We start from the raw sequence: 10,130 nt of genomic DNA, 5'->3' as shown, positions 1-10,130 counted from the left end.
ATCCCTCACCGCCGACCAGTCGCTCCTCGATGCAGCGGCGCAAAACGCTTTCGAACACGCGACGGAACAGATCGCTCCGGTATCTCTGAGTCGCAACCGCGGCCTTTTTCAACGGAATCGGCCAACAGGCGACATTCGCAGCCGGAGAGGAGCGCCGATGAGGGGTCTCGTCCCGGCACAGGTGGTGCAACGGCGCGCTGTCCAACTGAGCGCCAATTTATTCTCTGGACGAATACCCTCCAGACGGTGTCAAGTCAGACATCCCCGGCCAAGGCTCTGCCCGTAGGCGTCGGTGGCTGAGAGATCAGTCGTGCTCCTGCCTGCTGTATCGGAGGGAGCAATGCATGTCCGGTCGTTCGGAGTCTGACGCACATCGTCAACTTGTTCTTTGGTCGATCTCCGCGATCGTCCTCAAGATTTCCTTACGATGCCGCCGCATCGCCTCAAGACTAGACCGGATTCCATTGAGGAGTACTTCCGCCAACTGAACGTCGTAACCGAAGCGACGACGTGTTTCGATTTCCACGATTAGCCTGGAAGCGGCAAGTTCGGCGCTGGCGATGTGGGCGTCTGCTCCGGCGAGCCGCTGCAGCTCCGCTTGCCGATCCATCTTCATCGGCCGTCCTATCATCAGCTGTCGAGACCTCGCCAGTACCCAGCAGGATCGCTCCACAATCTCTGCCGTTTTCTCGAGACTTCGGCCGGCACGCTTAACGCAGCTTACCGCAATTTCAAGCGCGGGATCGGTTCGCATGGCCCATCCTTGCTGCCGCACGCGGTGGGCAGGTGTTCGGTTGCGGAGCTTATCTCAAAGCCCGTCGGGACAAGTTCCACCTTCCAACCGGGATTGCGGGGTGCTCAATTCAATCGTCCGCTTCACGGCCGGAAGGTTCAATCGACTTCAGCAGGGCACGACGAACGCTGTCGGCATGTTCGCGGTACTCCCTGGAACGCGCCTTGTGCGTATTTGCCTCGTCCGTCCACCCGCTGTTATGCGCCTCCTCTGCCAGACGTTGGAGCAGTTCGGCGCGTTCCTCAATGATGCGCAATCCGACTCGCAATGCTTCATCGACTCGACTCTCCTGCTGCTCGGCGAGCACGTCGGCATTATAGGCGTGTCCGACCTGACAGCGAAAGCGCAATGGACTAACCAGCTTGAGCTTCGAGAGGACCCCGCCGCAATCCGGGCAAGTGAGCTCAGTGGCATCGGCGATTTCGCGGATCAGTTCGGCGCCGATTCCTTCGCCGGCGGCGATTTGAACCTCGAGCAGGAGATCGGCGGGAATTGATACCGATAAACCTGGAGGCGCACGAACCAGATCTGGAAGCAACTTGCCGATCTGCGCAGCCGGAACGCAGAAATCGACAGTCGTTGATTTCGTGGCTCGGATCGGCATTTCATCGGCATTGGCTTCCGCAGGGTCTTGCACCAACGCGAGGCCGGCACACCGTTTGATAGCGCTGAGGCCAGCAGAGCCGTCGGAAAGCAGCCCGCTCAACACGATCCCGATCGCGCGTGGCCCGTAGTTCAGTGCCGCCGAGCGGAAGAGCGGATCAATTGCAGGCCGTGCGAGGTTTTCACGCGGGCCACGTCCTAGGATCATATGACCGTCAACGAGCATCAGATGATGGTCGGGTACAGCCAAATAGACGTGACCGTTTTCGAAGCGCATACCGTTTTGAGCCTGGCGCACAGGCAGCTTGCCGGCAGCTCTGGCTACGCTCTTGAGAATGCCAGCGCCCTGGGCTGGCATGTGCAGAACAATGAACACAGCCGCAGGCAGGTCGACCGGCAGTCGGCTTAATATTTCTCCCAGCGGTCCGGTGGCTCCAGTCGAGCCTCCGATGACCACGACGTTTCGGTTGGCCATGGAACCATCCCGCATTCTAGCTGCAAGTCAACGTTCCGGGTCGTCGGTGGTTCGTTCGGTTGATGAGCAGCGTCTTCGGCCTGCAGTATCGGACGGTAAGTCGCCTTCGGGTCAACACCGGTAATACTCTGACCGAGCGGAATATTTCCGCTTAGCCCTCAAGATCGGACATCTGCGAGTTAATGAGCACACGCCCCAGCAGATTTCCCATTTCGATCAGCATTTGGATATTGCGACCAAGCGCCCAGCAGGTCCGCCATCGGAAGCTCATATCGCTTGATGGGGAGGGGGTGAGTCAATTTGACTCACACAAGCTCCTTGCGAAAATGCGAGATGAACGAGCCTGATACTCTCCTCATTCCAGCGAGGAGCTCTCGCGTGACCGATCTTACTTACAATCTGAACGGCGGTTTCAAGCCGACAACGAAGAGGTTTGCTGACCTCAGTGGACCGGACTTTTTCCCGACGCCGGCTTGGGCGACGTTCGCAATGATCGATAATGAAAAGTTCGACGGCGAAATTTGGGAGTGCGCGTGCGGTGATGGCAGCATGTCCCGTGTTCTGGAACAGACTGGCCAATCCGTTCGCAGTTCTGATTTGTATGATCGTGGCTACGGGGAGGCCGGCATTGACTTTCTTCATGCAGAGCAGACGGCCGACAACATCGTGACCAACCCGCCCTATAATTGCGCCGAGGGTTTTGTCGCGAGCGGCATCAAGCTGGCGAAGCGAAAGTTCGCCCTTCTCCTGCGTTTGGCCTTCCTAGAGGGCGCGAACAGAGCGAACACGATCTTTTCCAGAACGCCACCCGCCCGTGTCTGGGTCTACAGTGAGCGCATTACCTTTTACCCAAGCGGTGTCGAGCGGAAAGGCGGTGGGACAACTGCCTATGCCTGGTATGTGTGGGACAAAGAGGCGGAGGGGTCGTCGCCTAAACTGGGTTGGCTAGACGGCTACAAAGCAAGGTATGCTCAGCCGCGCCGCTCCGAATAAGATCAAGCACGAGGGCAGAACCACGAGGTGAGCCCAACTTCCGGAAAGCGCGGTGACATCAGCCGCAGACGCATGAACTCATCAAACGCGGGTCGGTGTAAGCGAGGTGTTTCACCGGAGCCCAACCGGCCGCGCCAGAGGCCCCGATCGAGGCAGGAGCGGTCTTGGCCTCGACGCGCAGCGGCAGGCCGCTCGGAGAGATATGGTCGCGCTCCAAGAGAGTGCCGAAAATTCGCTGCAGAACCGAAAATTCGCTGCAGAACTAGGTTATGAAAAAAGGGGTCAAATCGACGGACAGCACCTGCGCTTGCCTTCGAGCACCGCTTATGAGGCCGTCGCGCTGGGTGTCACTCGACCTCGACGATCATCTCGACTTCGACAGCGTTGTTGAACGGAAGCCCCAGCCGTCGCAAGGGCAGAGCGGCTGTGCTTTCCTGCCTCTTCACCGGATACCTCCGCCATTAAATCGGAAAATCCGTTTATACCTTGGCTAGTCACCAAGATCGTCAGCGGAGTGACCATCCCAAAGACTTTTGCGGCGCGCTTCACATGATCTAGGCTCTTTCGCTAACATGATAAGCCCACCCGTCTTTCACCAGATCGATAGTCCCACCCCCGCTCCCCAAGCTGCGGACGACGTTTAATTTCATCATTCCCCCGCCCGAAGAGCCACGTCCCCGATTGGCGCTCTCTTGATAACACCGGCTCGACGATCGATCTTCTGCGAACAGGAACAAACACAGTGCCGGAGAAGTTGAAACTCAATGGGAGCTGTGAAGCAAATCCGGAAACAGGCTGTCGTGGCCGAACGGGTGGCCGCCCGAACGGCTGACGCCTTTGTAGCCGACCAGATGAAGACATTGGCCGACGCATTCCGGGCTCAGGCTGACACCATTAAGAAAAACAAGAAAAAGAAGAAAAAATGAGCTTTACTGTCAAAGGCAGGTGCAAGCACGGCGAGCTGGCTCATCGCAGGAGTACGCCCGAAGCGGCACTCAAGAAAGCCTGGGAGCTCGCTAAAACAGGCTGCTACGATGTGCACATTGTAACCCCGGAAGGTCGAGACTACGCCGCTCCGGAGTTCGGCGACCTCCCTCGATCGCCTAGCGCGCGGCGACCCAGTCAACGTACCTTGGCCCATTGAAGTTGGTACGTGGCTCGAGCTACATGAGAGGGAATGTATGTGCGGCTGCTGAAAGACGTCGGCCCCTAGCAGCCCGCTGGCCTCCGACGCCCCACCCCGATATTGGCCTGCGGTAGCTGAACGCACGCGATGCCCGCGCCCTGCAGATCGAAGTTAGCCAAAGGCTCCCGAGCTGAACGTTCGCTTTTGAATAGTGAGGGCCAAGTCGGCCGGTTGTCCCCAACTGTTAGCTCATCCTGGGTGCGGCCAGCATCATGCCGATCAGATAAACCCCGGCGAGGCTCAGCCCTACGATGCGGGCAGCATTTCGGCTTTTCGTTAGGTAAGGCCGCAAGCGCCGATAGGTTGCAAATTGGTCTGGTGCTGCAGCCGCGCCTGAACTTTACCGCCACCACCCCGCCTGCACCGCCAGCGGCGACGCTCCCGCAGAGAAGCAGTGATCGACGTCGTTCCGCCGGACGCGGGGGTGGAGCAAAAACCAGAAGCGCGCCTATGTCATCCCGACAATCGGCCCACTCATGGATGCGAGGGATTGGGGCGACGAGATGCTGAGGCTCGAATTGAAACGACCTGCTGACCGGCGGTTTCGAGCTGTCGCTGACCGATTTCACCGAAGACGAGCTTTCTAAGCTATCGGTCGGCGTGGCTGAATTGGAAGCGATGGCGGAATCGCCCGGGTTCTTTCTCTATGGCGAGCGGTGGGAGATCGTCGAGCGCGCCATCGCTGGGGCTACTAAGCCGCGCGACCCAGACAATCCCAATCGATCCCGCAAAGCAATGCACTCGCCGCGATCTGAGCCGAATATCTAGCGCGACCCTGATCCGGGCTACGCAACGGCCGCTGTGCAAATAATCGCGAGCGCGGCGAAATTAACGACGGCCACGTTCCGCCGCACGCATTGCAACAAGAAAGCCTACGCGCTTCTCGCCGGTGCGGTGAGCGCCAGCGCCGCCACGGCATCCGCTATTTCAGGCGTATTTGCATAGGTAGCCATGTGACCGGCATCCTCGACCAGATGTAGCAGAGAGCGGGGCAACGCCTCGTGCAGGCGGCGCGACTGGTCGGCCTCGATGAGCCGATCACCCTTTCCATGCACGATCCTGACGGGACACCGGATGCCCCGGTATTGAAGCTGCAACTGCGAGGCAGCTGGAATAAGGAATGCACTCTCCTCAGCGGCCGCCCTCAACTGCTTGGGCCGGAGAGACAACGAGATTGGAAATTCGTTTTTGAATTCCGGCGGAATGGCACGCGGTGCGAAAAGCAAGCTCGTCAGTTTCGGCATAATGGCCCACGATAGCATGGGCGAGATAGTGTAGCGCATCAGATCGCCAAGCAGCGGCAGCGCCGGAGCGGACATGAGCCAAAAATCCATCCGAGAAGTTGGAAAATAGTACCCAGACACAAGCACTATCCCATTAACGGAACAGTCACTTCGAAGTGCCAGCTCGATCGCCACCAGCGTACCCCAGGAATGGCCGAGCACTACAGGATTGCGGACCCCAAGCTGGCTAAGAGCTTTCGCGAATAAGGCAGCTTGCGTTGTCGGCGTCCAGATCCGCGCGCGGGGACGGTGGCTGTAGCCAAACCCGGGCCGGTCGAAGCAAACGACGCGATAGTTGTGGGCCAGGCGGTCGACCAAACCGCTTAGGACCAGGTCTTGAATCATGGTGCCATTCCCGTGGAACAGGACCACGCAAGGCGCGGCGGCATCGCCCCGTTCGATATAGGCGCACTCCGTCGCACTCGATGAAGACGCCGATCGGCGGATTCTTTTGCTCCGCTGCCACCTGAACTACGATGTTGCCCAGTATCAGGACGATAAATCCGACCAAGATGACCAGCAGGACGGTTTCAGCTAAGGACATCGGGCGATCCTTCGCGCTGACTCGCCGGCCTTAGCCGCCGCAAGCCCAATTCGTTTCGTGTGCTCAGCTGCTTGCTCGCCGGTTTGCCGAACTGTTTCCTCTGCTCTTTGGTTGAACTTATTCTCCTGCCTTGGATCGGCCATTTTGTGCTCCATTTTGCTGGTGAGTTCTGATTGTCCTGTATTCTTTGTCACAGGTGCGCACCTCAACGTGCCTCGCATCAGGGACGTTCCGGCTCCTATCCCAATTTAATCCATGGTTGGACGAATTTCGAATGAGCTTGGTGGTCTGCTCTGATGATTCAAAGATCCCTTCGGCAACGTGGCACTGGTCCTAAGGTTGCTCTACAACTCGCAACGCCACCCTCCGCCTAGGCGAGCCTGATCCCTCAACCGGTTGGATTCGAAGAGAGGGGGCAACTTGAACCGCTGGGCGTTTTCAATGACTGGCAGAGGAACGACTCTCGACAGAGCCAGTCATCTCCATGCTCTCGGTGAAAGCCCCCATAGAAACCAGCCGAGAGAAAACCTTCCTACAAGGTTGGCGGCCTCGGCATCCCTCTCGCTGGGGTCGCTTGTCGGAGAGGCAGCGCGATTGGATGTTAAACGATGCACTTCTGGACGAGTTAAGGCAGCTGGAGCGCGAGGTAGTGGATGGTGAGCGGCGCCTTGCGGAACAGGAGGCATTGGTCATTAGTTTGAAACGGCAAAAACAAGACACCAGCAACGCTCAAGCCGAACTGGAGGGATTGCGTGAGAACCAGCGCCGCCTTCAGCAAGATCGGCATCGCATCTTGTCGCTGCTGCAACCGTAAGTCCATGATCGTTGGGCTTCCGTATGTCCAAAAGTGAACATAACTCATCCGCATTCCCCGGCATGCTCGAGGTCATGCTCACGCAAGCGCGCCCGAGCGAAGCAGTCAGACCGCAGCCTCCTTTCTGCGACGACTGCCGCATGCCAGCTGCGTTCAGGACCGAGGTTCAGGCGCGGGCCGGCCAATCTATCCGCGTGTATCAGTGTGCAAACTGTGCGAAAGTCATCTGGGACGACTAGGGCGAGGGCGCCATCTTTCACTTGCGCATTGGCTTATGTGAATCGACTGCGGCGGATTCACATAAGCAAGTGCGCAATTTGAAATATCGCTCTACGATAGGCTTTCCGCAGCTGGACGAATGGTGCGGACTGCGCCCTCAGCGTCGAGCCTCCCTCTCTGGTCTCCTCAGATGTTGAGGCCGCTACGTCCAGGCCGGGACGGAGAATGTTCGTCTCCATCTCTAGTTTACTGGGCGGCAGCCTATTCATGAGGATAACCTTATGACAAGACGTCGTCGTCGCTTTAAGCAGACCACTTCGTTGAAGGATCGTTTCCTAATCGATGCCCAAAAAAGCAGAACGCGGGCCGATCAGTTGCCTCCAGGTAAGGATCGCGACAGCCTGCTCAAGAAAGCGCAGGAGTTCGAGACGATCGCTGGATGGGCAACCTCGAGTGGCCTGCTGGCGCCCAAGTGAGGCCGCCGGTCGGCGCTCTTTCTTGTCACGCGACCTCTATCTTCAAGGTCCGGGCATAATTTCCCGGCCACCCGCGCTCGACTGCCGTCCTGATGCCTGCCCCGAACTCCTCGCCGCTGGTGTTGAGTGCGCAGAGGAACGGCGCGTTGATCTTCGGCCGTCTTGGACGGGCTCGATGCCGCTGGCGATCTCGACCAGCTTGCGGGCAGCGGTTTCCGGGTTGGACGTTCGACGGCGAACTTCATGGGTGAATCCTATGCTCAAGCCCGCCCGTCATGCTGGCGGGCCATTCACGACTTGTGGACTTTTTGCCTTTCCCGCTCGACCTCTTCCGCGTCCTTATCATCGATTGTCATGAGCGAATTGTTTGCATCGTCATGAACCTTCAACAACTCTCGAGCTTGGCGTGAATGGCTTGCGTGTCGCGGTGCTCGGCGCGCTGGATTACGAGCGTCATGCCCCAGGTCACAAGAGTGGCTAGCGAATGCCATTCTAGCCCGTTGCCGAAGACGATCGAAAGCGCGCAATAAACAAGAAAGATGGCGAACGCTGCTGGACGCGCGGCCAGTACGCCGATGTTAGTCAACCAGCTTCGGATTTCCTTCACGGCCATGGCGATCAACGTGGCGCTGGTTCTGAGGGTTCCCTCCCTCTCAGCTCGCGCTCCATGGAAGCATGACCGCGTTTGCCATCTCCAAATTCTCCAAAAAATTACGCCGCCGGCTCGAAATGAAACTTTCCCCGGCGGCGCCGTCTCAAACTGGGCCTGCTAATCCCCAGCAACCAAAGCCTAGCAATCGGTATGTCAAGCTTCTGTGAAAGCTTCACTCGCGGAGGGCAATGAGTTGAGGAAAGGCGCCACTGGGGCTGGGCAAGTAGTGGCGCCTTCTCCCCAAGCACAAAGCCGCAAAGCGTCCCCAAGCGGCCCCGTCCCAATGCGGGAGCCTGTGCCGATTACGTTAAAGTTAAGTGAAGTCCCGGTTCAGGCTGGCGGGTGTGGAGTCTTTCAGTATTGCCTCCGGCGCCGAGTCGAATTGTCTCCGCTGCCAGGGTGGATCGCGCCCTTTTGCAATCCGCCAGCCGAGCCAGTTGTGCCACTGGCCCCGGGTCCAGAACCAGTCGTCCCGGCGCCTCCTGCACCCGGCGACGATCCGCCCGTGCCCATCGATCCGCCGCCGACCCCTGCGCCAGCACCGCCAGCTCCGCCAGCACCTGCACTACCAGATCCGCTAGCTTGGCCATATGCAACGCTAGCAGCCCCGGCGAGTACCACTGCTGTTAGGACTGTAATAATCGTCTTCCGCATTTTTGGCTCCATGGTTTTCCGAACCTAACCAATGGTCACGCGCGGTAGGCGTTCCTAAACATGCGCGCACGCTGGCGGCGGCCTGTGCTCGCCAAAAGTCAGTCCGACGCTTCACGCCCCTTAGTAGTCAGCTCGTATCGATCGTCGTTTTTCGTCATCCAACCGCCTTCGACGAGACGGAGCGCAAACAATTTCTTGCAAACCGGATGAAAGGCGCCCGGATGATAGATCTGGTTATTTCGCTCGACCAGGTAGCCGTAGAGCCGAGCCTGCCGCAAAGTCCTGCGTACCCCATCTGAGAGCACCATCATAAGATCGTTCAAGCCTCGATTTGAGAGACTGCTAAGCCTGTGCGGCTCTGCGGTGGCGGAGACCTTTCAACAACTCCTCAACGGATCGTAACTACGGCCTCATCGGACCCCATGCGCCGTCCCCTCGCGTGACTGGTTCAGCCGATGACTCTGGCAGCCATGAGAGCTGCAAACAGACAATCGCAAGCCCTGCCGCAATTAGCAGAGCAGTTTTCAGCTCTCGTCCCATGTAAGCTCCCAAAAACTCCGTCCTGCGAGCGTTGAGCGAACGACCCCAGCACTCCGGATTGAATGCTGAGGCCGCCTGATGGCCGCTTATTTCTCAAGGGATCGAAATTTAAACCAAGCCAAGCCAGAAAAGTTTCTCGACGCGACCAATTTAGCTGTCGGAAATCGGTTGGCGGCTAAAGCTCCCTCTCCATCGCCGGATGGCTACGGTTCTTGACCTTGATCCAGAACTTTTGCCGGCCGCCGCGGTAAGGCCGATCGCGATGTTTCGAGACAAGGCCTTCAAAGCCCATGCGGCACGCAGCGCGGAAAAGGTCCGGCCCGATCTCACCGCGCTCGAAAGGTGCGACCGTGATCCCGTCGGGTCGGCGCGCCAAGAGCTGCTCCAGGTTGACTTTGCGCATGTGCAGGGGGAGGGGGCGCAAGTCATCGCCGCCCATCGCGAGAATGTCGAACGCGTAAAGCTGGACTTCGTGATCGTACTTGCGGGAGTGCAGCGCGTTGAAGTCGGAGATGCCATCGACGCCGAGGATTACGGCCTCGCCATCGATAACAAAGTGCTTCTGCCGGTTCTTCAGAGCAGCCTCGGCGATCCACGGATAACGTTTCGTCCAGTCGCTGCCGTTGTGGGACAGCAGGCGCACGCGCTCGTTCTCCCGGATCACCAGCAGCCGATAGCCATCGTGCTTGATTTCGTGGAGCCAGTCAGGTCCTGACGGGACCTGCTTGCCTGTGGTCGCTAGGCAGAGTTTATATGTGCTGCGCATAGCCGGAGGATAGTTGTTCGCGCCTCCAACTGCGAACGTTCCGAAGGAGGAACAATCGGCCGAAGCGTTGCAGCGGCCTCGGCACCGGAGCCAAAGAAATGTCGAGGCCGCGCAGACCGAACATTCATTGGG

The 10,130-nt window shown here is 58.6% G+C and carries 11 protein-coding genes; 4 read left to right on the top strand and 7 right to left on the bottom strand.

Annotated elements, in window-relative coordinates:
* From SO180_RS41070 to SO180_RS41060, 3 genes are all read right to left on the bottom strand, one after another.
* Nucleotides 1-205: hypothetical protein (locus tag SO180_RS41070; RefSeq protein ID WP_449384477.1), on the bottom strand; the 205-nt coding region annotated here is incomplete at its 3' end.
* A gap of 171 nt (nt 206-376) precedes the next feature.
* Complete coding sequence (locus SO180_RS41065) at nt 377-754, bottom strand: hypothetical protein (protein WP_449384476.1); 378 nt, start codon at nt 752-754, stop codon at nt 377-379.
* A 109-nt stretch (nt 755-863) separates the two neighbouring features.
* Nucleotides 864-1,871, bottom strand: coding sequence for a chemotaxis protein CheB (locus tag SO180_RS41060; RefSeq protein WP_449384475.1), 1,008 nt, complete (start codon nt 1,869-1,871; stop codon nt 864-866).
* Nucleotides 1,872-2,249: 378 nt separating this feature from the next.
* On the opposite strand from SO180_RS41060, the gene SO180_RS41055 reads away from it, so the two are divergent.
* Nucleotides 2,250-2,864, top strand: coding sequence for a hypothetical protein (locus SO180_RS41055; RefSeq protein ID WP_449384474.1), 615 nt, complete (start codon nt 2,250-2,252; stop codon nt 2,862-2,864).
* A 764-nt stretch (nt 2,865-3,628) separates the two neighbouring features.
* Nucleotides 3,629-3,790, top strand: coding sequence for a hypothetical protein (locus SO180_RS41050; protein ID WP_449384473.1), 162 nt, complete (start codon nt 3,629-3,631; stop codon nt 3,788-3,790).
* Between the two features lie 1,132 nt (nt 3,791-4,922).
* On the opposite strand, the gene SO180_RS41045 is transcribed toward SO180_RS41050, so the two are convergent.
* Complete coding sequence (locus SO180_RS41045) at nt 4,923-5,678, bottom strand: alpha/beta fold hydrolase (protein WP_449384472.1); 756 nt, start codon at nt 5,676-5,678, stop codon at nt 4,923-4,925.
* 797 nt (nt 5,679-6,475) lie between these two features.
* Here SO180_RS41045 and SO180_RS41040 point away from each other — a divergent pair.
* Both SO180_RS41040 and SO180_RS41035 read left to right on the top strand, forming a co-directional pair.
* Nucleotides 6,476-6,691, top strand: coding sequence for a hypothetical protein (locus SO180_RS41040; RefSeq protein WP_449384471.1), 216 nt, complete (start codon nt 6,476-6,478; stop codon nt 6,689-6,691).
* Nucleotides 6,692-7,191: 500 nt separating this feature from the next.
* A complete protein-coding gene (locus tag SO180_RS41035; RefSeq protein ID WP_449384470.1) occupies nt 7,192-7,386 on the top strand; it encodes a hypothetical protein in 195 nt (64 codons plus the stop codon).
* Nucleotides 7,387-7,771: 385 nt separating this feature from the next.
* Here SO180_RS41035 and SO180_RS41030 read toward each other — a convergent pair whose 3' ends face one another.
* From SO180_RS41030 to SO180_RS41020, 3 genes are all read right to left on the bottom strand, one after another.
* Nucleotides 7,772-7,999, bottom strand: coding sequence for a hypothetical protein (locus SO180_RS41030; protein WP_449384469.1), 228 nt, complete (start codon nt 7,997-7,999; stop codon nt 7,772-7,774).
* A 791-nt stretch (nt 8,000-8,790) separates the two neighbouring features.
* Nucleotides 8,791-9,003: a hypothetical protein gene (locus SO180_RS41025; RefSeq protein ID WP_449384468.1), complete on the bottom strand. Its 213-nt coding sequence runs from the start codon at nt 9,001-9,003 to the stop codon at nt 8,791-8,793.
* 404 nt (nt 9,004-9,407) lie between these two features.
* The gene (locus tag SO180_RS41020; protein ID WP_449384467.1) at nt 9,408-9,998 is read right to left on the bottom strand and encodes an ATP-dependent DNA ligase; all 591 of its coding nucleotides are present in this window, start codon (nt 9,996-9,998) and stop codon (nt 9,408-9,410) included.
* Between the last annotated feature and the right edge of the window lie 132 nt (nt 9,999-10,130).

The organism is Bradyrhizobium sp. UFLA05-112 (assembly GCF_053572325.1).
This window is presented reverse-complemented; position numbering and strand designations above follow the sequence as displayed.

Bases quoted from the DNA above. Each gene is read 5' to 3' on its own strand.
- SO180_RS41065 (WP_449384476.1), bottom strand. From the start codon at position 754: ATGCGAACCGATCCCGCGCTTGAAATTGCGGTAAGCTGCGTTAAGCGT.
- SO180_RS41060 (WP_449384475.1), bottom strand. From the start codon at position 1,871: ATGGCCAACCGAAACGTCGTGGTCATCGGAGGCTCGACTGGAGCCACC.
- SO180_RS41050 (WP_449384473.1), top strand. From the start codon at position 3,629: ATGGGAGCTGTGAAGCAAATCCGGAAACAGGCTGTCGTGGCCGAACGG.
- SO180_RS41045 (WP_449384472.1), bottom strand. From the start codon at position 5,678: ATGATTCAAGACCTGGTCCTAAGCGGTTTGGTCGACCGCCTGGCCCAC.
- SO180_RS41040 (WP_449384471.1), top strand. From the start codon at position 6,476: ATGTTAAACGATGCACTTCTGGACGAGTTAAGGCAGCTGGAGCGCGAG.
- SO180_RS41035 (WP_449384470.1), top strand. From the start codon at position 7,192: ATGACAAGACGTCGTCGTCGCTTTAAGCAGACCACTTCGTTGAAGGAT.
- SO180_RS41030 (WP_449384469.1), bottom strand. From the start codon at position 7,999: ATGGCCGTGAAGGAAATCCGAAGCTGGTTGACTAACATCGGCGTACTG.
- SO180_RS41025 (WP_449384468.1), bottom strand. From the start codon at position 9,003: ATGATGGTGCTCTCAGATGGGGTACGCAGGACTTTGCGGCAGGCTCGG.
- SO180_RS41020 (WP_449384467.1), bottom strand. From the start codon at position 9,998: ATGCGCAGCACATATAAACTCTGCCTAGCGACCACAGGCAAGCAGGTC.